Raw genomic sequence first — 25,290 nt, 5'->3', positions numbered from 1 at the left:
CATACGGCCAAATGCCAGCAGGTTATGGACAGCCGATGCCTGAAACGGTTTATGGAAATCCGGGAGCGGTGAACCCGTATGGGGTTGGCGGTTATGGACAGCCGTATGGATACCCACAAATGGCTGGTCAAATGGGGATGATGGGACCAATGGGAATGGAGTCGCCTGAAATGGCAATGCCAGGTGCAATGACACAAGGACAGCCTATGGGACCGGGTGCTCTTAATGACTGCGGATGTGGCGCACCTGCAGCCCAGGCACCAGTTAATTTTGTCCCACCAACTCCGCCCGTTTATAGTGCCCCCTATACTGGACCTGCCAATGTAGCCCAGCCACCGTTTATGAATCCTTATGGCATGGCACCAATGGGCACGACATTTGGAATGCCGGGTTATCAAGATGAAAGCAGCTAATATAAAAAAAGCACGAGACGATGCATATTTTGATCGTCTCTTCTCTTATTTTAAATCTCAGTTTATCGATATTACCAAAATAAAACCTCTACATGGGAATGTTTTTCTGTTAAAAACAACCAGTAAAACCTATGTAATTAAAGGATACCAGTCGAACAAGAAACTAAAACTACAAGAAGCTTTTACGGCAACTCTTAAAAAAGAAGGGTTTTCCAAAACTTATCAATTTCTTTCTCCACCAATGGGTGAAGATCTCTTTTTCGAAGGAATATACTTTGGCTGCATCGAGTATATTCCTTCAAATAAAACAGCTTTTTCATTTCATACTCAAAAAAATCGCCAGGATGGTTTAGATATAATAGAACAATTTCATCAGATTACTGAAAAATGTACTTCCCGCTATCGGACTTTACTTTCTGAGGCAGATTTACTTGGAAAATGGAAAGAACGACTGCAAATATTTGCAAATAATCTTCCGTTTCTTCGCTATTTTATCAGTGAGCCCTTTATTTCTGAATGGATCTCGTGGGCTCAGTGGTCACTAAATCAATTTGAAAAAATACCGGATAGCTTTGCAAATAATCCTCCCGTTATCCTCCATGGGGATGTGGCTCACCACAATTTTCTCCGTCATCGAAAAGGTGATTTATATTTGATTGATTTTGATTTAGTAAGTATTGGTCCTGCAGAATTTGATTATTTGCAATATGCCAATCGAATTTTACCGTACTTAGATTGGTCACTTGATAAACTGTTTTATTATCCGCAATTTAAAAAACATCGTGAAGACAGGAGCTTTATGGTTGCTCTTGCTTATCCAGCGGATATTTTTCGAGAGTGGAATCGGTTAATCAGGGAGAAGACCTATAGTGATCAAATAAAATTAAAACAGGTGATAGACCTTTCTGTTGGCCAATTTTACAGTAGGAAGAAATTTTTTGAAAAGGTTTTGGATCAGATTGAATAAGTATGAAAATCCCCTTGTCGAAACACCCTATTAATGAGCATGTGATTGATGCTCAGGATGTTATTAGAGGGGGTTTTTCGCTTGAATAAGAAGCAGTGGCTGATTCCTCTTGCGGCATTACTATCTTTTGGATTAGCAGGTTGTTCCGATAACAACCGTAACACTGCCGGTGTAAATGATTCCAGTAAAAATCTATTACGACCGGTAGGATATTATTCTAATGAAAACCACCCGTCAAATCATCATGAATTGCTAAGAGATAACGATGGGGCCATGACAGAAATCATGGATCATACTATGGGAGACGAAGATGCAGTAACCCGTTCGGAAAAAAGAAGGCTTCTTCAGACCAGGGATGAAAACGGGAATCCGAAAAATCCAACTACCCCTTTAGCGAAGACGGACCGCAACTTTTTCCAGCGCGATAACCGATTTAGCACGAGTGATATGAATTACCACGGACATTTAAATAAAAGAACCGGTACAATGGGAACGGCAACAGAACCCAAAGTCCAGGAAACGATAACGGATCAAATCAGAAATAAAGTAAGGGCCGTCGATAATGTTCGAAGCATCAGGTCAGTCGCTTACGGAAATACCGTAATGATATCGGTGAAATTAGCTGATAACCGTAAAGCTTCACAAACAAAACAGGCGATAGAGAAGGCGGTAAAGCCTTATGCCAATGGCAAAAATGTTCAGGTTATTACTGATGAGGGCTCATTAGGGCGTGACCGCAATCACAATAACGAGGTGCCACAGTAAGTGAAGAGGCAAAGCAATGTGCTTTGCCTCTTTTTTACGGCCATTCGGATAAAAAGACAAATAAAGGTTAAACTAGGATTGTAAGGCATGTTCAAATTGACTAAAAGAGGTGAGTGTTATGAGGTCCAATTTATTGAGGAACATCCGTTATATCTTGATGAGTTGCTTTACTATTTATGCGGTACTGAACGTGAATGTCTCTGCCTTAGCAGCCTCAATGGATGGCCATAAACAGACAGAGCCTCAGCACTTTACGGTCGTCTTGGAAAGAATGTACCTAGATGGTGAAATTAGTCAGGAGGTAGTCCATGAAACATGCTGGTCTATGGAGAATTTCTGGGCAAAATATGATCAGTGGCAAATTATAGATATTAATGGTGAAACTTTTGTATTTAGAAAGCAAGAGGATGATATCTCCCCATTATTAAAAGCAAATGGCTTTTTTGGCATTACCGAAGATGGTGTCCTCACGATTTTTAATGGACGACCTGATCGGCTAAGAATTATTCAATCCTTTTTTCAACTAGACATGAAAAAGTTAGAAAGTAACACACAGCAACAATTGTTGCAGGGTATACCAATTAAAACGAAAGATCGCTATGTTGAGGTATTGGAAACCTTTAAGTCATATTCCATAAAAAAAGAATAATAAACGAAAATCAGACCGGGATCTCTATAAATCGGCCTGATTTTTTTCTTTTGGCCGATAGGAAGTAAAAACTTTCCTATCAGGCATAAGGGCAACTACTCCTCTGTCTTCGCCTAAAGGCTCGCCAATCGGCGAGTTTTCTAATCTTATTTCTTAAAACCAATGAAATTGTATGGTAGAATGAAATACAGTGTCAGGCTAATGACGCTCGATTTAGCGGTTATGAGGAGAGAATCGGATTGTTTGAATTTATTAAAGGAACCGTCGAGTTTGTCGGTCCGGAGTATATCGTCATTGAAAACAACGGGATTGGCTACCAAATTTCAACCCCCAATCCGTTTATCTATTCAGGAAAAATGGGAACAATGGTTACTGTTTTTACGTATCATTATGTGCGTGAGGATGTCATGGCCTTATACGGGTTTGAATCAAGGGAAGAGAAAAAATTGTTTACCAAACTTTTGAATGTTTCCGGTATAGGACCAAAAGGAGCATTGGCCATCCTTGCTTCGGGTGAAGTGCAGCAGGTGGTACATGCTATTGAAAATGAAGATGAAAGCTTTTTGATTAAGTTTCCTGGTGTCGGCAAAAAAACAGCACGGCAAATGATCCTTGATTTAAAAGGAAAACTCCAAGATATTGTTCCAGACTATTTTCCAAATTTATTTAATGCGGACCAAATAGCCTTACATACGCAACCTAACGAAACTGCGTTTGAAGAAGCCATCCTTGCATTAAAGGCATTGGGCTATTCAGAGAAGGAAATCAAAAAGATTACTCCTGAACTGAGAAAAGAACAACTTTCAACGGATCAATATATTAAAAAGGCGTTGCAGAGCCTTTTGAAATAGGTGATGGTACATGGATGACCGGATTATATCCAGTGATGTAAATGAGAGCGAAATGAGCTTTGAACAAAGTCTCAGACCGCAAACATTAAAGCAGTATATTGGCCAAGAACAGGTGAAGCATAACCTGGATGTTTTTATTAAAGCGGCTAAGCTTAGGAAAGAAACCTTGGACCATGTGTTGCTTTATGGTCCGCCTGGATTAGGGAAGACTACATTGGCAGTGATCATTGCAAATGAAATGGGAGTTAATATTCGGACAACATCCGGGCCTGCAATTGAAAGGCCGGGGGATTTGGCAGCTATCTTAACTGCGCTTGAGCCGGGTGATGTCTTATTTATCGACGAGATTCACCGCCTTCCAAGATCGATTGAAGAGGTATTGTACCCGGCGATGGAGGATTTTTGTCTTGATATCGTCATTGGGAAGGGTCCAAGTGCACGTTCTGTTCGCCTTGACTTGCCACCTTTTACGCTTGTGGGAGCTACCACAAGAGTAGGTTCCTTATCTGCACCACTCAGGGATCGATTTGGAGTTTTAGGCCGGCTCGAGTATTATAAGGAGGATGAACTAAAAAGCATCGTCAAACGAACAGCCGAGTTATTTGAAACGGAAATAGATGGACCATCTGCCGCAGAAATTGCCCGGCGATCAAGGGGGACACCGAGGATTGCCAATCGCTTGCTGCGCAGGGTCCGTGATTTTGCTCAGGTAAAAGGGGATGGGACGATTCACCTTCTACTCGCTAAGGAAGCACTCGAACTACTGCAGGTCGATCCACTTGGATTAGATCATATCGATCATAAGTTGCTTAAGGGGATTATTGAAAAATTCCGCGGAGGACCTGTTGGACTTGATACTATTGCTGCTTCCATTGGAGAAGAGTCTGAAACGATTGAAGATGTTTATGAACCGTATTTGTTACAAATTGGATTCTTGCAGCGAACACCACGCGGAAGAATCGTAACCACGGCTGTGTATCATCATTTCGGCTTGGAGGTACCTGCGCCATGACAGGCATATCTAAAACCCTGATGATCGTCGGGGGAGTGATCTTTCTTATCGGGTTGCTCATGCCGGTGCTGCATCTTGGAAAATTACCCGGTGATATTGTGATCAAAAAAGGGAATACTACTTTTTATTTCCCTATTGTAACTTCAATCATAGCTAGTATTGTGTTGTCTTTGATTTTCTATTTGATTGGCAGATTTAGATAAAGTAAGGATGTAATTAGATGAAATTAGATTTATTTGATTTTTATTTACCAGAAGAATTAATCGCCCAAGTTCCATTAAACAATAGATCTGACAGCCGCTTGATGATATTGAATAAAGAGACAGGCGAATTAAAGCATGAAGTTTTTAAACATATTACCGAATATTTGCGTGAAGGGGATTGCCTTGTGTTAAATGACACGAAGGTATTGCCGGCACGCCTATTTGGTGTGAAACAGGATACCGGAGCAAAAATTGAAGTCCTGCTTTTAAAACAGCGGGAAGGTGATCAATGGGAGACACTTGTTAAACCGGCCAAAAGAATCAAAGAAGGCACTGAGATTGAATTTGGTGATGGTTTGCTAAAGGCAGTGTGTACCGGAACAGAAGAACATGGCGGAAGAATATTTGAGTTTAAGTATGATGGAATATTTTATGAGGTGCTTGATCNNGCTTGGTGAGATGCCGCTGCCACCTTATATAAAAGAACAGTTGGATGACCGTGACCGCTATCAAACCGTTTTCGCGAAGGAACCTGGCTCTGCTGCTGCGCCAACTGCAGGACTGCATTTTACAGAGGAACTTCTAACTGAGGTGAAAGCAAAGGGTGTACATATTGCCTTTATTACCTTACATGTCGGCCTTGGTACGTTTAGACCGGTTAATGTAGATGATATTGAAGGACATGAAATGCATTCTGAATTTTATACGGTTACGGATAGGACGGCCCGGCTGCTAAATGATGTAAGGAAAAAGGGTGGCAGAATTATTACAGTTGGTACAACGTCAACGAGAACGCTAGAAACGATTGCTTCTGCCAATAATGGGAACTTTACCGAAGGAAGCGGCTGGACCGATATTTTTATTTATCCAGGCTATGAATTTAAAGCGATTGATGGTATGATTACGAATTTTCATTTGCCCAAATCCACTTTAATCATGCTGATTAGCGCCTTAGCGGGAAGAGAAAATGTATTGCATGTCTATAAAACAGCTGTACAGGAACGCTACCGATTCTTTAGTTTTGGGGATGCGATGTTCATCATCTAATCCGTTCATCAGGAAGGAGAAAACAAGTTGACTGCAATTCGATATGAATTAATTAAAACATGTAAGCAGACAGGAGCAAGGCTCGGGAAAGTACATACTCCACATGGTTCGTTTGATACCCCGGCGTTTATGCCTGTGGGGACATTGGCAACCGTTAAAACAATGGCCCCTGAAGATTTAAAGGAAATGGGAGCAGGTATTATCTTAAGTAATACCTATCATTTATGGCTACGTCCGGGACATGAAATCATTAAAGAAGCGGGCGGCCTACATAAATTCATGAACTGGGATCGGGCCATTTTAACGGATTCTGGCGGATTTCAGGTATTCAGTCTAAGTGAGTTCCGAAAGATTGAAGAAGAAGGAGTTCACTTCCGCCATCACCTAAGTGGTGAAAAGCTATTTTTATCACCGGAAAAAGCAATGGAAATCCAAAACGCTCTTGGTTCTGATATCATGATGGCTTTTGATGAATGCCCTCCTTATCCGGCCTCATTTGAATATATGAAAAAATCAGTTGAGAGAACATCAAGATGGGCAGAGCGTTGTTTAAAGGCCCATCAACGACCGGAAGATCAAGGCTTATTTGGAATTGTCCAGGGCGGGGAATACGAAGAGCTTCGTAAACAGAGTGCAGATGATTTAGTTTCACTTGATTTCCCAGGTTACGCAGTTGGTGGACTATCAGTTGGGGAACCAAAGGATGTCATGAATCGTGTTCTTGAATTTACAACACCGATGCTTCCAACCCATAAACCGCGATATTTGATGGGAGTGGGTTCTCCGGATTCATTAATTGATGGCGCAATTCGCGGTATTGATATGTTTGATTGCGTATTGCCGACTAGAATTGCCCGTAACGGTACATTAATGACTAGTAATGGGCGTTTAGTCGTGAAAAATGCTCAATATGCGCGTGATTTTGGTCCACTTGATCCCGAATGTGATTGCTACACATGCCGAAATTACAGCAGGGCATACATCCGCCATTTAATTCATTGTAATGAAACGTTTGGAATTCGTTTAACGTCTTACCATAATCTCTATTTTCTGTTAAGATTAATGGAGAAAGTCAGACAAGCTATCATGGAAGACAGGCTTGGTGATTTCAGAGAAGAATTTTTTGAGCGTTACGGTTTTAATAAGCCGAACGCAAGAAATTTCTAATAGATATTTTTGAAAGGAGGGAAAATACAAATGGGTAACTTAACTACACTACTACCATTGATTTTAATGTTTGTGTTGTTCTATTTCTTATTAATTCGCCCACAGCAAAAACGCCAAAAAGCAGTGTCGCAAATGCAAAACGAGCTTAAAAAAGGTGATAAAATCGTCACCATTGGCGGATTACATGGCTTTGTCGATTCTATCGATGATAATAAGGTTGTCATTAAATGCGGTGATGGAAGCCGCCTGACGTATGATCGCTCTGCTATCCGTGAAGTAACGGAGCAAAGCAAAGAAACACAAGCATAATAAAAAGGAAGCCCAACTAAAAAAGTTGGCTTCCTTTTTTATTGTCTAGCTCCAGCCCCCTAGCGGCTAGTGTCCTTCGCTCTCCGCCCTACGATAAGTCAACATAGAATCGCCTCCTGCTCCTGCGCCAAAGCATATTCGAGGAAGTGACTGTTCATCTCGTCGCAAAGCCTCAGGATGTTAACTCAGGTAGTGACTTGGCTCTTCGTGTTTCCTTTATCTCAGTTGGAGAGACTCCAGGCCATACGCCGCTGACCAGGGCGCTTGCGCTTTTCGCTTGTCTTTTCATGCTGTTCTAGAATTACCTGAAGCAAGATTGACTCCTAAAATTCCGCCCATCATCGCAATTAATGTATAACAAGTATGATAAATCAATTGCTCTGCATCAAATAGGCGGTCGTAGCCTAGGTATTGGGCTAAAAATACAATTAAGGAGTAAATAAGACCTGTTGTTCCCCCAATAAGCCAGCCCTTCTCTTTTCTTTTTCCACCAGAAAGAAATCCTCCGCCGAACAGCCCAACAAATGACAATGCCGTTGTAATATATTGTATCGATGATTCTTGTACGGATGTATATCTTAGTATTAAAGAAAAAATCAGGCTGCAGATGACGGCAAATACGAAAATGAAAATCATTCCAAACAAAATTGCTGTACCAAAACTTTTTGATTCGATTTTTCCTCTCCTCCTTTAACTGCCTGTAGGCTGACTAACCCTTCTAACTATAGGTGTCTAGCCTCGGACCATAGTTTCCTTCCTAGTACAAGCGTATTCACCAAGTATTAAAAGTAGAATCTTTTTGTTAAATAATTTGGGATATAATTCCTTTCATGAATTCCTGTTATCTGTGAACAATACAAGCGAACGCTATAAAAAGGAGCGACAACAATTGGAGGAATTTCTCACCATTATTTTTCGGACAATATTTTTTTATGCCCTAATCCTTGTCATTTTTCGATTAATGGGTAAAAGAGAAATAGGAGAATTAAGTATTCTTGACCTGGTCGTTTTTATCATGATTGGTGAGCTAGCTGTTGTTGCTATTGAAAGACCGACTGTCAAAATTTTCCAGGCGGTTTTACCGATGGTTTTGTTAATGACCGTTCAAATTATCATGGCAATCATCTCACTTAAAAGTAAAAAATTTCGGGACTTGGTTGACGGTAAACCGAGCATTATCATTAACAGAGGAAAAATTGACGAAGAAGCCATGCGGAAGCAACGTTACAACTTCGACGATTTATTGACGCAACTTCGCGAAAAGGATATTCGCAGTATTGCTGATGTAGAGTTTGCCATATTGGAATCTTCCGGAAGTCTATCAGTAATTGAAAAACAAAAGGGCAGTGATTCGAGTGAAGCGAAAAGCGGTGACATCACTATTCCACTTATTCTCGATGGGACTGTAGAGGAAGAGAATTTACAGCGGATCAATAAAACAAATTTGTGGCTACGTCAGGAAATGAAAAAAAGGGGTTACCGTGATCTGAAAAAAATATCTTTTTGCAGCTATGAGAATGGGAAGTTTTATATTGATTTGATGGACGAAGAGTAAAGACACGCAAATCTGCGTGTCTTTTATAATAATTTACCGATCCATGGGATGCGTTGGAGCTCTTCTCTCCTAATAAGTCCAAAAAAGTACAATAGAATAACATAAGACATTCCCATAACTCCGGAGGATGAAAGGACTCTTATGGCCAATGATTCGTGTAATAATGTATGGGCAAATAACCAATAACCAAGCCAACCGGAGATTCCCATTACTAAAAATCCTTTAGCATAATCCCGTACATAAATAGCAAAGGTGATTTTTTTCAATACGGTGGCAAAATGCAAGACTGTGACTAGGACAAAGCCGACAATGATTCCGAGGGCAGCTCCGGTAATGCCAAATGATTCTTGAGAAGCGAGAAAAAAGATTACTGCTGTTTTAATCACGGCACCAATTAAACTGTTAATCATCGCTGCTCTCGCAAGGTTTAACGCTTGTAAAACAGCCTGCAGCGGACCCTGATAGTAATAAAAGAGAAAGAATGGTGCCATCAGCCTGATAAAGTAAGCCCCCTTCGTTGAACCGTACATCAATTGCATTAGCGGGTCGGCTAATACATATAGGACAATCACAGCAAGTCCACCTGTTAAAAAGGTCAGTCTCAATGCTTGCTGAAGCCTATATTCGATTAATTTATAGTTTTTTTGTGTATTGGCTTCACTAATGGCCGGGACTAAAGACGTTGCCAAGGAAAAAGTGACAAACGAAGGCAGCATTAACAGAGGCATCGCATAACCAGTTAGAGCCCCATATTGTTTTGTCGCTTCCACAGCAAGCACACCGGCAATTGCTAAGCTATGGACTACTACAATTGGTTCAAAAAACCAGGAAACGGAGCCAATCATTCTGCTCCCTAAAGTCGGCAAGGCAATCTTCATTAAATCGTTAAACGTCCGTTTTCCTTTATGGACAAATTGGAAAAAGTCCTTTCGTAATTTAAACCGTTTTTTTAATTTAAAGGTTGTTAAAAGATAAATGAGTGAAACAAGCTCTCCTAAGACTGATGCACCCATGGCGGCGGCTGCTGCGTATTCCACTCCATAAGGCAAAAAGGTTTTAGTTACGACAGCAATCAGAGTAATCCGGACAACTTGTTCAAAGATCTGGGATAAGGCAGAGGGACGCATGTTTTGTCTTCCCTGGAAATAACCTCTTAACACGGATGAAATAGCAATAATGGGCAGTGCAGGTGCAATGGCAACTAATGGATAATACGTTCTTTTATCCGTAAATAAAGTTTCGGATAGCATCGGGGCAAGGAGAATTAGGGCCGGTGTAATGATGATCGATAAGAGAATGGTTGTTGCTAACGAAACGACCAGAATTTTTTTTATTTCTGCATAATCCTTCCTAGCCTCTGCTTCTGCAATATTTTTCGAAATAGCTACTGGAAGTCCTAATTGGGTGATCGTCACAACGAGAATAAAGGTTGGATAGGCCATCATATATAAACCAACGCCTTCTTCACCAATACTGCGTGCTAGGACAATCCGATAAATAAAACCAAGGACTCTTGTAACTAATCCCGCGATTAACAGGATAAAAGTCCCCTTTAAAAACTTCGACATTCACCTTCCCACCTTCTCAAAATAGGCGATTTCATATACAATTATCTATATGCAGCATGGTGGACAAAGCATGACAAGTACTAACAGCTTTTTAAATTCTTTCATATTTTGGGGTGTTACCCAGAGGGAGCAGTAAAAATGGATATTAGTCACACATTTGATCACTTTCGTACCCAAGTGCAGCCAGCTATTTGGAGTAAACTAGAGGAGTTTGCCTTGCTGGGGTACGACTCTGTATCAGCGGAAGAATTCTGGCAATATCTAACTAGGAAAAAGTGGAAAAAGGTAAAAAATGAGCCAAAGTTATTTGAAATGATTCAGGATATTCTATCCGTTAAGGTAAGTGACTATATCAATTACGCCACAATTGAAGCGTATAAATCCACCGAGTTTTCATTTGAAGATGAAAATGAACTTAAAGAGTTATTGAAATAATGAAATTGCTATTGTCATTTCATTTTTTTGTAAATTGACAGGTATTCCTACTTATTCCATAATGAAAGCAGTGACTTTTTAATATAGTTGTATAGGGCTTGTTCGTATCAGTACTATGCATGCGCACTAAGGAGGAAAACTACATAATGGTAAAGCGCAGTAGAATTGTTGCTTTTATTCTTGTGGTTCTATTAATTGGAAGCACAATGGGAGCAACGACGAAGAACATCTTAAATCATATTAAGCTTGGGCTAGACCTCCAAGGCGGTTTTGAGGTTTTATATGAGGTACAACCGGCGAAAAAGGGTCAGAAAATTGACAAGGATGTATTAGCCAGTACGGCTGAGGCACTCGATAAACGGATTAATGTTCTGGGTGTCAGTGAGCCGAATATTCAGATTGAAGGCAAAAATCGCATTCGAGTTCAACTAGCAGGTGTTAAAGACCAAAATAGAGCTCGCGAAATTCTATCCACACAGGCAAATCTAAGCTTCCGCGATGTGAATGACAAGCTTATGATGGACGGAGCTGATTTAAAGCAGGGCGGAGCAAAGCAAACTTTTGATGAAAACGGAAAACCTAGCGTTTCATTAACTTTAAAAAGTGCCGATAAGTTTGCAAAAGTTACGAAGGATATTTCTAGCAGACCATATGGAAGTAATCTTCTAGTCATTTGGCTCGATTATAAAGAAGGTAAGGATTCCTTTAAATCAGAAATGACAAAAAAGGATCCTAAATATTTATCAGCACCAACTGTAAATCAAGTTTTTAATCAAAATACCGTTTCGATTGTTGGTAATTTCACTGTTAAAGAAGCCCAAACGTTAGCTTCTTTGTTAAAGGCAGGGTCATTGCCCGTTAAGCTGAAAGAAGTGTACTCTACCTCTGTTGGAGCAAAATTCGGAGAAAATGCTTTACATGACACCGTATTTGCAGGAATCATTGGGGTAATTCTAATTTATCTGTTTATGATTTTTTATTACCGTTTTCCAGGCTTTATTTCTACCATCACATTATCCATTTATATTTTTCTTGTCTTATTAATATTTGACTGGATGAATGGAGTTCTCACCTTGCCGGGAATTGCAGCGATTATACTCGGGGTCGGAATGGCTGTAGATGCCAATATTATCACTTATGAGCGGATTAGAGAAGAACTTAAAGTGGGGAAAAGCATTAAATCTGCCTTCCAAGCTGGCGAACAACATGCTTTTACAGCCATATTTGATGCCAACTTAACTACCATCCTAACTGCTGGTGTGCTATTTTTCTATGGGAACAGCTCTGTAAAAGGATTTGCAACGATGTTGATTGTGAGTGTTCTTATGAGCTTCCTCACCAATGTTTACGGAGCAAGGTTCTTGTTAGGACTTTGGGTCCACAGTGGATTATTAAAAAATAAACATGGCTGGTTTTCAGTACGTCAGTCTCAAATTAGATCTATAAATGAGAATGTTGATACAATCAACCTCCCTACCAGATTTGATAGATTTGATTTTGTTAAAGTCAGGAATAAGATTTTTATGCTTTCGGGAGTTTTACTTGTTGTAGGGATTGTAATCATCACCATTTTCCGCATGAATTTGGGTATTGATTTTTCAAGTGGAACCCGGGTAGAGGTTCAGTCAAAAACACCTTTGACTACTTCAAAAGTAAAAGATGCTTTTACTGAGCAGCATTTAACACCTGATGATATTGTCATCTCAGGTGATAAAAAGCAAATTGGTGCAGTCAGAATGATTGGTGTACTTTCCCAAAAAGAAATTGCTGAATTGAAATCGGACTTCAAAAAGAAATTTGGTTATGAGCCAAACGTCAGCACTGTTTCTCCAACTGTCGGAAAGGAACTTGCGAAAAATGCATTTTTCGCAGTATTGTTTGCTTCAATCGGGATTATCCTTTATGTTTCCCTTCGATTTGAAGCATACATGGCTATCGCTGCCGTTGCTGCAATCCTTCACGATGCCTTCTTTATGATTGCCATATTTAGTATTACAAGACTTGAAGTTGATTTGAACTTTATTGCTGCGATCTTAACGATTATCGGATATTCAAATCACGATACGATTGTTACTTTCGATAGAGTTCGTGAAAATATGCAAAAGAAAAAACGCCTGAAAACGGTTCAGGATATAGCGGATGTCGTCAACGTAAGTATTCGCCAAACGTTAACTCGTTCGTTTAACACGGTTTTAACAGTTCTCATTACGGTTATTTGCTTGATGGTTTTTGGAAGCCCATCTATTCGTAACTTCTCTATCGCCTTGTTTGTTGGATTAATCGTGGGTGTTTATTCCTCAGTCTTTATTGCAGGTTCTTTATGGTATGTATTTAAGTGTAAAGAGCTTAAAAAGAAAGGCGTTATTAAAACCGTTAAAGAAAAGAAAAAATATAGCGACCAACCACAAGTATAAAAAGTCAGCGGAAGTGCATTGAAAAGTGCTTCCGCTTTTCTTTGTTCAAAAGTATTTAACATATCTATGATTGAAAGCATGTCTTAGCTCCTGTATAATAAGAAGTCTGAGAGGTGACACATAAAAGATGCTACAGTCGAAAACAAGATGGGTTGTTCGAGATTCTGATCAAACATTAGTTGAAAAGCTGCAAAAAGAGTTGAAAATCACACCTCTTGTCGCGTCACTGCTCGTCAATCGTGGATTAGATACCGTTGATTCTGCGCGGTATTTTTTATTTGGAAAAGATGAGTTCCACGATCCTTTTTTAATGAAAGGAATGGACGTGGCAGTTAAACGAATTCGTGAAGCAATTGAAACACAGGAGCCTATCTTAATCTTTGGGGACTATGATGCCGATGGGGTCAGCAGTACCTCGGTATTAATGATCACTCTCCGAGATCTAGGGGCAAATGTTGACTTTTATATTCCTAACCGTTTTACAGAAGGATACGGACCAAATGAACCTGCTTTTCGCCATGCTGCAGAGCAAGGAATTAAACTGATCATAACAGTAGATACGGGGATTGCCGCCATTCATGAAGCGGGAATTGCCAAAGAACTGGGTCTAGATTTAATTGTTACCGACCATCATGAACCAGGCCCTGAATTACCGGAAGCACTTGCAATCATCCATCCCAAGTTGCCTGACAGTGTTTATCCATTCCGTGATCTTGCCGGTGTGGGAGTAGCTTTTAAATTGGCTCATGCCTTATATGGCAGCGTACCGGAGCATTTGCTTGAGATTGCTGTGATTGGCACCATTGCCGATTTAGTTCCGCTTAAAGGTGAAAATCGCTTGATAGCCAAAAAGGGACTCGAAAAACTGAAATTAACAAACAATATGGGTATAAAAGCTTTATTTAAATTAGCTGGTGTAAATCTTGCTTCCATTAATGAAGAAACAGTTGGCTTTTCACTTGCGCCAAGGATTAATGCAGTTGGCCGATTGGCTGATGCTGATTTGGCCGTACAGTTAATTCTCTCAGAAGATCCGGATGAAGCAGTCATGCTTGCAGAGGAAATGGAGGCGCATAACAAGGAAAGGCAGTCTATCGTGAATACCATTACGGAAGAGGCCATCTCTGAGGTAGAAACCCATTTTCCTCTTAATTTCAATAAAGTATTAGTTATTGGAAAAGAGGGCTGGAATGCTGGTGTTATTGGGATCGTTGCATCAAGATTGGTTGAAAAGTATTATCGGCCAACCATTGTCTTAAGCTATGACCGAGAAAAGGGTCTGGCCAAAGGCTCAGCGCGTAGTATTCCAGGATTTGATCTTTTCCAAAATTTATCGACCTGTCGTGAATTGTTGCCCCATTTCGGGGGACACCCTATGGCAGCGGGGATGACACTAAAACTTGAAGATGTTGCGGAGCTTCGCGATCGTTTAAATAATTTGGCGGATGACCTTTTGACAGAAGAGGATTTCGTCCCCATCACTTATTTGGACGAGGAAGTGAATCTTGAGGACATCGATTTATCCTCACTGGAAGAAATGAATCTTCTTGCCCCTTTTGGGATGGATAATGCCAAGCCAAAGGTGTTAATTAAAAATGTGGATATTACTTCCATTAAAAAAATTGGCAGTGACCAGAACCACTTGAAGTTAATGGTGAAAGAAAATGAATCAAGTCTTGATGGAATTGGTTTTGGTTTGGGACCGTTAGTGGAAGAAATTTCTCCTGTCTCGAAGGTTTCATTAATCGGGGAATTATCCATCAATGAATGGAATAATATCCGTAAACCTCAAATATTTATCCAAGATCTTTCCGTTCAATCTTGGCAGCTATTTGATTTTCGGGGACAAAAGAGGTTGAATAGTATTATAAATGTGGTCCCGTCCCATAATAGAAAGATTATTTTTTTTAATAAAGGCAATTATGATAAAATAAATGCCAATTTACAAGATGATGCCATTCTTATTCAACATCCTGATGAAGCAAGGGATCTTAACGTTGATAAGGCGAATATGATTCTGGCAGATTTCCCATTTTCTAAAGAAATCGTCCTTCATTTATTAAAAGGAAAACAACCAGCCAGAATTTATGCTTATTTTTATAAGGAATCCAGTGATTTTTTCAGTACCGTACCAACCAGGGAGCATTTTAAATGGTTTTACGGATTGCTTTTGAAAAAAGGGTCCATTGACTTGAAACGATATGGTGAAGATATTGCAAAACATCGGGGCTGGTCGCAGGAAACAATCTCTTTTTTAGCAAAGGTGTTTTATGAACTGGATTTTGTTACAATAAATAATGGATTTATTACTTTAAACAATCAACCAATGAAGCGTGATTTAACGGATTCAATCACATATCAAACCAAAATGAAACAATACCAGCTTGAACAGGACCTATTGTATTCATCCTTCCACGAATTAAAGAAATGGTTTGATCAAATTTTGATGGAGTCCGCTGATCTTGAGGAGGCAATTAAACAATGGATTTAACGCAATTTGTAGCTATCGTACCGGATTACCCAAAAGAAGGAATAGTATTTAAAGATATAACTCCATTAATGAATAATGGGGATGCATATAAATATGCCACTGACCAAATTGTATCCTATGCGAAGGATAAACAAATCGATATAATCGTTGGGCCAGAAGCTCGCGGATTTATTATCGGATGTCCGGTCGCTTATTCATTAGGAGTTGGATTTGCTCCAGTGCGGAAAGAAGGAAAGCTACCTCGTGAAACCATCAAAGTGGGCTATGGATTGGAATACGGCCAGGATGTCTTAACCATCCACCAAGATGCGATCAAACCGGGACAGCGTGTTTTAATTACCGATGATTTATTAGCTACAGGCGGAACCATTGACGCCACTATTAAATTAGTGGAACAGCTTGGTGGTGTCGTTGCAGGTATTGCTTTTATTATTGAATTATCTTACTTGGATGGTCGTAGCAAGTTAGACGGCTATGATGTCTTAACATTAATGAAGTATTAGTCAATCATTCCAGGGCACTCAAGAAAAGAGTGCTCTCTTTGTTAATCATCAAAAATTTGCTTTTTTTCTCATAATTTGTGGAAATAAGTCTAAATCTCTTTACATCTTCCTTTTTTTTTTCGATAATAGTAACAATCATTTTAATTTAGTAACAATTTTATAAAGTAACATAAGTTTATTTTTTTAATAGAATGGCTTCATAAAATGTAATGAAAATAAAGGTGATTTCATGGCAAATGATCAAGTGTTAACAGCCGACCAAGTCATCGACAAGACGAAAATATATTTAAATGCTGAGCATGTGGAATTGGTAAAGCGAGCCTATGAGTTTGCTAAACATGCTCATCGTGAACAATATCGAAAATCGGGCGAACCATATATCATCCATCCGATTCAGGTTGCCGGTATCCTGGCAGACCTCCAGATGGATCCAGCAACGGTGGCAGCCGGTTTTCTTCATGATGTTGTAGAGGATACGAATATATCTTTAAAGGATATTGCGGCTGCTTTTAACGAAGAAGTGGCCATGCTTGTCGATGGTGTTACAAAATTAGGGAAAATTAAATATAAATCGCACGAAGAACAGCAAGCAGAGAACCATCGGAAAATGTTTGTTGCCATGGCTCAGGACATCCGTGTAATTTTGATAAAGCTTGCCGATCGCCTGCATAATATGAGGACTCTTAAACATCTTCCAGTGGAGAAGCAGCGTCGGATTGCCAATGAAACACTTGAAATTTTTGCCCCTTTAGCTCACCGCCTCGGGATTTCAAAAATCAAGTGGGAGTTGGAGGATACAGCCTTAAGATACTTGAATCCTCAGCAATATTACCGAATTGTCAATTTAATGAAAAAGAAGCGTGCTGAGCGTGAGCAGTATCTTGACGATGTTATTGAAGAAGTAAAGGGAAGAATGGGAGAAGTTTCAATCAAGGCAGAAATATCCGGTCGTCCTAAACATATTTACAGCATTTATCGAAAAATGGCCTTGCAAAATAAACAATTCAGTGAAATTTATGATTTGTTGGCTGTTCGAATTGTTGTAAACAGTATTAAAGATTGTTATGCCGTTTTGGGGATTATTCATACTTGCTGGAAGCCAATGCCTGGCCGCTTTAAGGATTATATTGCAATGCCTAAGCCGAATATGTATCAGTCACTCCATACCACTGTAATTGGACCAAAAGGCGATCCTCTGGAAGTACAGATCCGTACTTTTGAAATGCATAACATTGCTGAGTTCGGTATTGCAGCGCACTGGGCTTATAAAGAAGGAAAAACGATCAGTGATGAGTCAACTTTCGATCAAAAGCTGACCTGGTTCAGAGAAATCCTTGAATTCCAAAATGATACAGCCAATGCAGAAGAGTTTATGGAATCATTAAAGATTGATTTATTCTCAGATATGGTGTTTGTATTTACACCAAAAGGCGATGTCATTGAATTACCTTCCGGATCCGTTCCGATCGATTTTGCCTACCGTATTCACTCGGAAATAGGCAATAAGACGATCGGGGCAAAAGTGAACGGAAAAATGGTAACCTTGGATTATAGACTTAAAACTGGCGATATTATTGAAATTCTAACATCCAAACATTCCTATGGTCCTAGTCAAGACTGGCTGAAACTTGCCCAAACCTCTCAGGCTAAAAATAAAATCCGTGCTTTCTTTAAAAAGCAACGCCGGGATGAAAATATCGAAAAAGGCAGAGAGATGGTTGAAAAAGAAATCCGCAATATGGAATTTGACGTTAAAGAAATACTAACGCTTGAAAACCTGAAAAAGGTAGCGGAAAAATTCAATTTCACCAACGAAGAAGATATGTTCGCAGCGGTAGGATACAATGGGGTAACCGCTTTGCAGGTTGCCAATCGTTTAACAGAAAAATGGCGCAAAAAACGCGACCAAGAGCAGTCAGCCAACATTACCAAAGCTATCACGGATTTAAAGGCGTTTCCGAACTCTAAAAAACGGGAATCCGGGGTACGTGTACAAGGAATTGATAATTTATTAATTCGCTTATCTCGATGCTGTAATCCAGTTCCGGGTGATGAAATTGTCGGCTATATAACAAAAGGGCGAGGCGTATCTGTCCATCGTTCCGACTGTACCAATATTGATACCAATGATGCGCAATCAAGATTAATCCCAGTCGAGTGGGAATCTTCCTTAAATGACCGTAAGGAATATAACGTTGATATCGAAATAAGCGGCTTTGATCGCAGAGGTCTTTTGAATGAAGTTCTTCAAGCTGTTAATGAAACGAAAACAACGATTTCAGCTGTAACGGGGAAAACGGACCGAAATAAAATGGCTTCCATCGTCATGACCATTGCCATTCACAATGTGAGTCATTTACAAAAAGTTGTTGACCGGATCAAGCAAATTCCTGATGTTTATTCAGTACGCCGATTGATGAATTAAGGAGTTCTAAGTATGAGAGTAGTAGTACAACGCAGTAAATCTGCAAAGGTAACCGTAAATGGAGAAGTGGTGGGGGAAATCTCCAAAGGACTGGTATTGCTTGTCGGAGTAACCCACGATGATAAGGAAGAAGATGCAGCTTACATGGCTGAAAAAATTGCCAATCTTAGAATTTTTGAAGATGCTGAGGAAAAAATGAATTTATCCCTAGTAGATGTCGGCGGCGAAATTCTTTCCGTTTCTCAGTTTACTCTTTATGGAGATTGCCGCAAAGGAAGAAGACCAAGCTTCGTCGAGGCTGCACGTCCAGAATATGCCATTACGATTTATGAAACCTTTAATCGCCTTCTTCGCGAAAAAGGGATCACAGTGGCAACAGGGGAATTTGGAGCCATGATGGACGTCTCCTTAACCAACGACGGTCCAGTTACGTTAATTGTGGAAAGTAAGTAATGAACATGAAAGAAGCACTCCGATCAGATGGAATGCTTCTTTTTTTTAATTATTTTTAAAATACCTTGATAATCCATTATACAACCCGGTAGCTGCATTCTCTTGGAACGCACTGGAGTTTAGCGTAATTTCCTCTTGGGGGTTGCTTAAGTAACCAAGCTCAATGAGTGTGGCTTTTTGGCTGTTTTCCCGAATCACATGGAAATCTCCAAACCGAACCCCACGGTTATTTAATCTTGTCTGACTGGCCGTATAAGAAAAGACCGTTTCAGCCAATTGTTTCTGGTAGGAATGATAATAATAACCGGTTGTTCCTTTTGCACTTCGGTCAATACTGCTGTCATAGTGCAGACTGATAAAGGCATCGGCATTTCTATACTGGGCCACGCTCACACGTGAGGAAAGCGAGATAAAAGTATCATTGCTGCGAGTTAAATAAACATTTGCTCCTGCTGCTTTAAGCTTATCGTAAAGAAGCTGTGCTGTTCGCAGTGTAAGCTTTTTCTCCAAGGTACCTGTTGCTCCCAATGTACCGCTGTCTTCGCCGCCATGCCCGGGATCGATGACAATTGTTTTTCCTTTAATATAACCTTCTGCACTCGGTCTGCCGATGGCAGGAGCCTGCCCGTTTATGTATACAATCCATCCTGCAACATACCCGGTTGATCCATTATTCAATGTAATTTCATACCAATCATTTTGGACACTTTTGACCGGGAACTTGTCGCCTTTATTTGCACGTAATACAACGTCTGATCCTGTTGTTGGAGTCTTTCTTATATTGGTTCCATCTGTTAAAATGGTTACCGTTTGTTGACTGCTGGTTTGTCCAGAATTCGTGGATCCACTGGAGGTAGTTCCTGTTGTTTTTTCTAAATACCAGCTGGCCACCCAACCATAGCTGCCTTTTTTATATTCAATTTTAGCCCAACTATTGCTTTCAGCTAAGATGACAAAGACTTGCCCCTGGGTAACGGTTCCAACAATGGCTGTATTTTGGGAAGCGCCTGAGCGGACATTTAAACTAGTAGCGGTCACCTTTCCATTTATGTTGGTTGATCCCTGCTGTGGGGTGCTACCTGTAGTATTTGCTCCTGTTGTAATAAAATCTGCACTGACCCAGCCACGCAAATTGGAGTATTTTACGTCAAGCCAATTATTTTTTCTAGAATAAATCGTTACTTTTGTTCCTTTTGTTAATTTTCCTAGTATGGTGCTTGAAGTGGTTGGTTCCTTCCGAACATTGATAATATCGCCATTTACGACACCGCTGCCGATGCTTCCAGAGCTTCCTGAAGAAGGATTACTCGATTGCCCTGAGGTTACAGTAACAAAGTCTTTCGAGACCCAGCCTTCGCCAAATGTGGAGGAAACTTTCACCCAGTTTTCATTTTGGGTAATAACAGGGACAACTTGTCCTGTATTTAGATATCCTATTACCCGGAAGCTTGTCCCAGGACCGGATCGAACCCTAAGCTGATCAGAGATAGATTTGGCCGTCATACCAGTCGATGTTGTTGTGGATGTCGGAGCGGTATTTTGATTGTCCTTATTGACTAGCCAGTTTGCCACCCAACCCGTTTTGCCGAACGACAGCTGAATCTGAATCCAATCATCCTGCTCTTTAATAATTTGAAACTTATCTCCCCGTTTGGCCTTTTGAACTAAGGAATAGCTTAACCCAGGTCCACTTCGGATGTTAACGAAATCACTAGCAATTGTAACCGTCCCACTAGATGCACTACCTTTTCCTGGCGGTAGGAAGGCTCCTAATAAAAGAATGAAACATAATAGCAATACCCTTGATCTCTTTGACATTCTTCCCCTCCTTTTACACTATAATATTTTAGCGTAAAATCTACTGAAATTCATTCCTAAATTGTTAAAAAGGACCAACAAATCTATTAAAAAAAGATTATTTCTCTTATATTTGGAAAAGCTATTGGTATCGATCAAAAATAGGAGTGATTCATATGCGTTCCAGTGAAAAAGGAATGAACATTCAATCAATGGATGGCAGAATTTTTGGGATGGACTTTCATGATTTTATCCAAAAGGAACAGCATGCCGCCCCCATTGAATTAGCCTCTGAATTTGGACTAACGATGAGGGATGTCAAAAAATTAAAAAAACATCTGGAAAGGTCATAAATCACACTTGACATTAATGGCGATGCTCCGTATTATATTAAATAATATGCATACTTGAATATAACCAATGATGGAGCACAGTAGTTAAGGCAATTCCATGGAAAAGAGAGGGAATGCCCCGGGCTGAAAGCATTTCTGCATGAATCTTAATGAATGAACACTCCTTAGGTTTCCCTCTGAAAAAGTACTGACTTTAGTAGGAGATGAACGTGAACAGGCGTTAACTGTTTAAGCGGAACGGCGTGCTTTTTTATGTCGTTCAACTAGGGTGGCACCGCGGGAATATAACTCTCGTCCCTTGTTTCTATACAAGGGATGGGAGTTTTTTTGTATTTTTGGAAAAAGTCCGCAATCCATAAGTTTACATAAAGAAATCTTTAAGATAAAAGGAGGTTCTCCATTATGTCAATCAACATACCAAGAGGTACTCAGGACATATTACCGGGAGAGGTTGAGCTTTGGCAGCTCATTGAAAAAACAGCCAGAGAGCTTTGCGAAAAATACCAATATCAAGAAATCAGAACTCCAATTTTTGAATATACAGAGCTTTTCTCAAGGGGAGTCGGCGATACTACTGATATCGTACAAAAAGAAATGTATACCTTTGAAGACCGAGGGGGACGTAGTCTAACATTAAGACCTGAAGGAACAGCTTCTACGGTCAGAGCATTTGTAGAGAAAAAAATGTTTGGACTTCCTGGCCAACCCGTTAAGCTGTACTATTTAGGGCAAATGTTCCGTTATGAACGTCCACAGGCAGGTCGCTTCCGACAGTTCGTTCAATTCGGTGTTGAAGCCTTAGGCAGCAGTGACCCGGCGATCGATGCAGAAGTGATCTCATTAGCGATGAACTTATATAAATCAATGGGCCTCAGCAAACTTAAGTTAATCATTAACAGTCTTGGGGACAAGGAGAGCAGAATTGCTCACCGAGAGGCATTAGTCAGTCACTTTAAGCCAAGAATTGGTGAATTTTGTTCGGATTGTCAGAATCGTCTTGAAAAAAATCCACTGCGCATTCTTGATTGTAAACAGGACCGTGAACATGAATTAATGAAAACAGCTCCTGCCATCATTGAATACCTTAATGACGAATCTAAGGCATACTTTGACAAAGTTCAAACCTATTTGACACAGCTTGGGATTGAATTTGAAGTTGATCCAAACCTGGTTCGCGGTTTAGATTATTATAATCACACAGCCTTTGAAATTATGAGTAATGCTGAAGGTTTTGGTGCCATTACTACTCTTTGTGGCGGCGGACGCTATAACGGTTTGGTAGAAGAGATTGGCGGTCCGGAAACACCGGGAATTGGCTTTGCTTTAAGTATTGAACGATTTATCGCTGCATTGCAGGCTGAAGGCATTCAGTTAGACGTTAACACAGGAATTGATTGCTATTTGGCGGCACTAGGTGACAATGCCAAAGATTATACCGTCGGACTTCTACAAGAGCTGCGCCTTGCGGGTCTGTCAGCAGAACGGGATTATTTAAATCGAAAAATTAAGGCACAATTTAAAGCAGCGGATCGGTTAAAGGCGAAATTTGTAGCAGTATTAGGCGATGATGAACTGAAAAACAATAAAATCAGCGTGAAAAATATGCAAACAGGTGAACAAGAAGAAGTGGAGCTTGATTCTTTTGTTCAATATTTGCGAGAAGCAGTTTTATAAGGAGGATATCGGTTATGTTTGGGAGATCGTATTTTTGTGGTGATGTACCAGAATCGGCAGTAGGGGAAAAAGTGACCCTAAAAGGTTGGGTGCAAAAGCGTCGGGACCTTGGAGGCTTAATATTTATTGATTTGCGGGATCGTTCAGGGATTGTTCAAGTGGTATTTAATCCGGATGTTTCTAAAGAGGCTTTGGAAACCGCAGAAAAAATCCGTAATGAGTATGTACTAGATGTGGTTGGAACAGTGGTTGCCCGTGAGCAAGGAACTGTAAATGAAAACATTAAAACTGGAAAAATAGAAGTTCAAGCTGAACAAGTTACCATCATCAATGAATCTAAGACGCCTCCGTTTATGATTTCAGATAAGACGGATGCTTCAGAAGATATTCGATTAAAGTATCGTTATTTGGATTTTCGTCGTCCCGTTATTTTTGAAACTTTAAAAATGCGTCATCAAGTAACGAAGCAAATCAGAGATTTTCTCGATTCTGAAGGGTTTTTAGATATAGAAACTCCAATCCTAACATTGAGCACTCCAGAAGGTGCCCGTGATTATTTGGTACCAAGCCGTGTTCATCCTGGTGAGTTCTATGCTTTGCCACAATCACCGCAGTTATTTAAGCAGCTGCTAATGGTAGGTGGAGTTGAACGATATTACCAGATTGCTCGCTGTTTCCGTGACGAAGACCTTCGAGCTGACCGTCAGCCTGAATTTACCCAAGTCGATATCGAAACTAGCTTTTTGAGCCAAGATGATATTTTGACCATGATGGAAAAAATGATGTCCCAGCTGATGAAAGCAGTGAAGGGTATTGAAGTAACAGTTCCGTTCCCGCGGATGACCTATGCTGAAGCGATGAGCCGTTATGGTTCCGATAAGCCGGATACCCGTTTCGGTTTAGAACTTGTGGATGTATCTGAAATCGTGAAAGACTCCGGCTTCAAGGTATTTGCTTCAGCTGTAAATGGCGGTGGACAAGTAAAGGCTATCAATGTTAAAGGTGCGGCTGATAAGTACTCACGTAAAGATATTGATGCTTTGACCGAATTTGTTGCTGTATACGGTGCTAAAGGCCTGGCATGGTTAAAAGTTACTGCTGACGGGTTAAATGGGCCGATCGCTAAATTCTTTGCTGAAGAGGATGCTCAAGCAATTATGGCCACTCTCGAAGCGACTGAGGGTGATTTGCTGTTATTCGTTGCGGATAAAAAGAAAGTCGTGGCAGATGCTTTAGGAGCATTGCGACTTAAGCTTGGCAAAGAGTTAGAGTTAATTGATCAGAGTAAATTTAATTTCCTCTGGATTGTTGACTGGCCATTGTTAGAATATGATGAAGACCTTGGACGCTATTTTGCGGCACACCATCCATTCACTATGCCAGTTCGTGAGGATTTGGAATACTTGGATTCAGATCCATCTAGAGTGCGCGCACAAGCATATGATATTGTTCTGAACGGTTATGAGCTTGGCGGCGGTTCATTGCGGATATTCGAACGTGACATTCAGGAAAAAATGTTTAAAGCTCTTGGATTTAAGCAAGAAGAGGCACAAGAACAGTTCGGATTCTTATTGAACGCCTTTGATTACGGTACACCTCCACACGGCGGGATTGCCCTTGGTTTGGACCGTTTGGTCATGCTGTTGGCTGGAAGTACCAACCTTCGTGACACCATTGCCTTTCCAAAAACAGCAAGCGCAAGTTGCTTGTTAACCAATGCTCCAAGTGAGGTTTCAAAGGCCCAGCTGGATGAATTATACTTGTCACTAAATGTTAATAAATAACAGTAATTATGGCTTAGGTAACCTTGAAGGCTGCCTAAAAATGTGCTATTATTAAGTCAATCAAGAAGAGTCCTGAGATGTACGTTGTCATACCTGAAGTTTTGACCGAACGTTATTTTAACGGGAGCCCGGGTTTTCTCAATGCGTAAATGCCTCTCTCTTTTACGAGCAGGAGGACTTACAATTTTAGGAACAGGACACCCACCTGCTGAGCGCGGGATCAAAACAAAGGATCTAAAGCGACGGCATATTTGGGACTCTTCACTTTATTCATAACCTCTTTATTGATGTTTCAAAACATAAACGCATCGGAATTCTTATTTGAATTTCTTATGCGTTTTTTTGTTGTTTTAGTAAGCTTTTTATGAGACTACGTACTTGATTCAATCCCAAGAGGAATGTCGTTTATTAAGGGTATGAAGGACAAAATCCAATCTGACAAATAGAGAAATGTC

At 40.3% G+C, this 25,290-nt stretch carries 21 protein-coding genes, 1 other RNA gene, 2 pseudogenes and 1 other annotated feature; of the genes and pseudogenes, 21 read left to right on the top strand and 3 right to left on the bottom strand.

The window, feature by feature from the left end; genetic code table 11:
* The 10 genes and pseudogenes from V7083_RS00125 to yajC all read left to right on the top strand — a co-directional run.
* Positions 1 to 413: pseudogene (locus V7083_RS00125) on the top strand (hypothetical protein); the annotation flags it as partial.
* Complete coding sequence (locus V7083_RS00120; RefSeq protein WP_335474099.1) at positions 400 to 1,380, top strand: phosphotransferase; 981 nt, start codon at positions 400 to 402, stop codon at positions 1,378 to 1,380. The pseudogene V7083_RS00125 and the gene V7083_RS00120, both read left to right, overlap by 14 nt.
* A gap of 81 nt (positions 1,381 to 1,461) precedes the next feature.
* Positions 1,462 to 2,145, top strand: a complete 684-nt coding sequence (locus tag V7083_RS00115) for a YhcN/YlaJ family sporulation lipoprotein (protein ID WP_335474097.1) — start codon at positions 1,462 to 1,464, stop codon at positions 2,143 to 2,145.
* Between the two features lie 118 nt (positions 2,146 to 2,263).
* Positions 2,264 to 2,794, top strand: a complete 531-nt coding sequence (locus V7083_RS00110) for an intercompartmental signaling factor BofC (protein ID WP_335474095.1) — start codon at positions 2,264 to 2,266, stop codon at positions 2,792 to 2,794.
* 239 nt (positions 2,795 to 3,033) lie between these two features.
* Entirely contained in the window at positions 3,034 to 3,645 is a 612-nt protein-coding gene (gene ruvA / locus V7083_RS00105) for a Holliday junction branch migration protein RuvA (RefSeq protein ID WP_335474093.1), read from the top strand.
* A 10-nt stretch (positions 3,646 to 3,655) separates the two neighbouring features.
* On the top strand, positions 3,656 to 4,657 hold the full coding sequence (ruvB, locus tag V7083_RS00100; protein WP_335474091.1) for a Holliday junction branch migration DNA helicase RuvB: 1,002 nt from the start codon (positions 3,656 to 3,658) through the stop codon (positions 4,655 to 4,657).
* Positions 4,654 to 4,860 carry a DUF2905 domain-containing protein gene (locus V7083_RS00095; protein ID WP_335474089.1) on the top strand — a complete coding sequence of 69 codons (207 nt, stop codon included), beginning with the start codon at positions 4,654 to 4,656 and terminating at the stop codon, positions 4,858 to 4,860. The genes ruvB and V7083_RS00095 overlap by 4 nt, the downstream gene beginning before the upstream one ends.
* A gap of 17 nt (positions 4,861 to 4,877) precedes the next feature.
* Positions 4,878 to 5,907, top strand: a pseudogene (gene queA, locus V7083_RS23700) (tRNA preQ1(34) S-adenosylmethionine ribosyltransferase-isomerase QueA).
* A gap of 27 nt (positions 5,908 to 5,934) precedes the next feature.
* On the top strand, positions 5,935 to 7,074 hold the full coding sequence (gene tgt, locus V7083_RS00080; RefSeq protein WP_335474083.1) for a tRNA guanosine(34) transglycosylase Tgt: 1,140 nt from the start codon (positions 5,935 to 5,937) through the stop codon (positions 7,072 to 7,074).
* A 30-nt stretch (positions 7,075 to 7,104) separates the two neighbouring features.
* The gene (gene yajC, locus V7083_RS00075; RefSeq protein ID WP_335474081.1) at positions 7,105 to 7,383 is read left to right on the top strand and encodes a preprotein translocase subunit YajC; all 279 of its coding nucleotides are present in this window, start codon (positions 7,105 to 7,107) and stop codon (positions 7,381 to 7,383) included.
* A gap of 285 nt (positions 7,384 to 7,668) precedes the next feature.
* Here yajC and V7083_RS00070 read toward each other — a convergent pair whose 3' ends face one another.
* Positions 7,669 to 8,028, bottom strand: a complete 360-nt coding sequence (locus tag V7083_RS00070; protein ID WP_335474079.1) for a TIGR04086 family membrane protein — start codon at positions 8,026 to 8,028, stop codon at positions 7,669 to 7,671.
* A gap of 244 nt (positions 8,029 to 8,272) precedes the next feature.
* On the opposite strand from V7083_RS00070, the gene V7083_RS00065 reads away from it, so the two are divergent.
* The gene (locus tag V7083_RS00065) at positions 8,273 to 8,938 is read left to right on the top strand and encodes a DUF421 domain-containing protein (protein WP_335474077.1); all 666 of its coding nucleotides are present in this window, start codon (positions 8,273 to 8,275) and stop codon (positions 8,936 to 8,938) included.
* Positions 8,939 to 8,961: 23 nt separating this feature from the next.
* Here V7083_RS00065 and spoVB read toward each other — a convergent pair whose 3' ends face one another.
* Positions 8,962 to 10,506, bottom strand: coding sequence for a stage V sporulation protein B (gene spoVB, locus V7083_RS00060; protein ID WP_335474075.1), 1,545 nt, complete (start codon positions 10,504 to 10,506; stop codon positions 8,962 to 8,964).
* Positions 10,507 to 10,644: 138 nt separating this feature from the next.
* Here spoVB and V7083_RS00055 point away from each other — a divergent pair, with 138 nt between their 5' ends.
* The 6 genes from V7083_RS00055 to dtd all read left to right on the top strand — a co-directional run bounded on the left by V7083_RS00055 (position 10,645) and on the right by dtd (position 19,227).
* Positions 10,645 to 10,941 (top strand): post-transcriptional regulator, encoded by a 297-nt coding sequence (locus V7083_RS00055; RefSeq protein WP_335474073.1) that lies wholly within the window; start codon positions 10,645 to 10,647, stop codon positions 10,939 to 10,941.
* 146 nt (positions 10,942 to 11,087) lie between these two features.
* Entirely contained in the window at positions 11,088 to 13,355 is a 2,268-nt protein-coding gene (gene secDF / locus V7083_RS00050) for a protein translocase subunit SecDF (RefSeq protein ID WP_335474071.1), read from the top strand.
* A 127-nt stretch (positions 13,356 to 13,482) separates the two neighbouring features.
* The gene (gene recJ / locus V7083_RS00045) at positions 13,483 to 15,846 is read left to right on the top strand and encodes a single-stranded-DNA-specific exonuclease RecJ (RefSeq protein ID WP_335474069.1); all 2,364 of its coding nucleotides are present in this window, start codon (positions 13,483 to 13,485) and stop codon (positions 15,844 to 15,846) included.
* Entirely contained in the window at positions 15,837 to 16,349 is a 513-nt protein-coding gene (locus V7083_RS00040) for an adenine phosphoribosyltransferase (RefSeq protein WP_335474067.1), read from the top strand. Before recJ ends, V7083_RS00040 begins: the two co-directional genes overlap by 10 nt.
* Before the next feature lie 229 nt (positions 16,350 to 16,578).
* Positions 16,579 to 18,774, top strand: a complete 2,196-nt coding sequence (locus V7083_RS00035) for a RelA/SpoT family protein (RefSeq protein ID WP_335474065.1) — start codon at positions 16,579 to 16,581, stop codon at positions 18,772 to 18,774.
* Positions 18,775 to 18,786: 12 nt separating this feature from the next.
* Positions 18,787 to 19,227, top strand: a complete 441-nt coding sequence (dtd, locus tag V7083_RS00030; RefSeq protein ID WP_335474063.1) for a D-aminoacyl-tRNA deacylase — start codon at positions 18,787 to 18,789, stop codon at positions 19,225 to 19,227.
* Between the two features lie 45 nt (positions 19,228 to 19,272).
* Here the strand turns inward: dtd and V7083_RS00025 are convergent, their stop codons facing one another.
* On the bottom strand, positions 19,273 to 21,045 hold the full coding sequence (locus V7083_RS00025; protein WP_335474062.1) for an SH3 domain-containing protein: 1,773 nt from the start codon (positions 21,043 to 21,045) through the stop codon (positions 19,273 to 19,275).
* Between the two features lie 155 nt (positions 21,046 to 21,200).
* Here V7083_RS00025 and V7083_RS00020 point away from each other — a divergent pair, with 155 nt between their 5' ends.
* From V7083_RS00020 to ssrS, 4 genes are all read left to right on the top strand, one after another.
* Positions 21,201 to 21,377: a hypothetical protein gene (locus tag V7083_RS00020; protein ID WP_335474060.1), complete on the top strand. Its 177-nt coding sequence runs from the start codon at positions 21,201 to 21,203 to the stop codon at positions 21,375 to 21,377.
* Positions 21,378 to 21,435: 58 nt separating this feature from the next.
* Positions 21,436 to 21,679 (top strand) — a binding site (T-box leader).
* A gap of 100 nt (positions 21,680 to 21,779) precedes the next feature.
* A complete protein-coding gene (gene hisS, locus V7083_RS00015) occupies positions 21,780 to 23,051 on the top strand; it encodes a histidine--tRNA ligase (protein WP_335474058.1) in 1,272 nt (423 codons plus the stop codon).
* A 14-nt stretch (positions 23,052 to 23,065) separates the two neighbouring features.
* The gene (gene aspS / locus V7083_RS00010; protein WP_335474056.1) at positions 23,066 to 24,835 is read left to right on the top strand and encodes an aspartate--tRNA ligase; all 1,770 of its coding nucleotides are present in this window, start codon (positions 23,066 to 23,068) and stop codon (positions 24,833 to 24,835) included.
* A 66-nt stretch (positions 24,836 to 24,901) separates the two neighbouring features.
* Positions 24,902 to 25,097, top strand: a non-coding RNA gene (ssrS, locus tag V7083_RS00005) — 6S RNA.
* The last annotated feature ends 193 nt before the right edge of the window (positions 25,098 to 25,290 follow it).

Source organism: Bacillus sp. JJ1764 (assembly GCF_036962145.1).
Taxonomy (GTDB): Bacteria; Bacillota; Bacilli; order Bacillales; family Cytobacillaceae; genus Neobacillus.
Note: the sequence above shows the minus strand (reverse complement) of the source record. Positions and strands in the feature narration are given on the sequence as shown.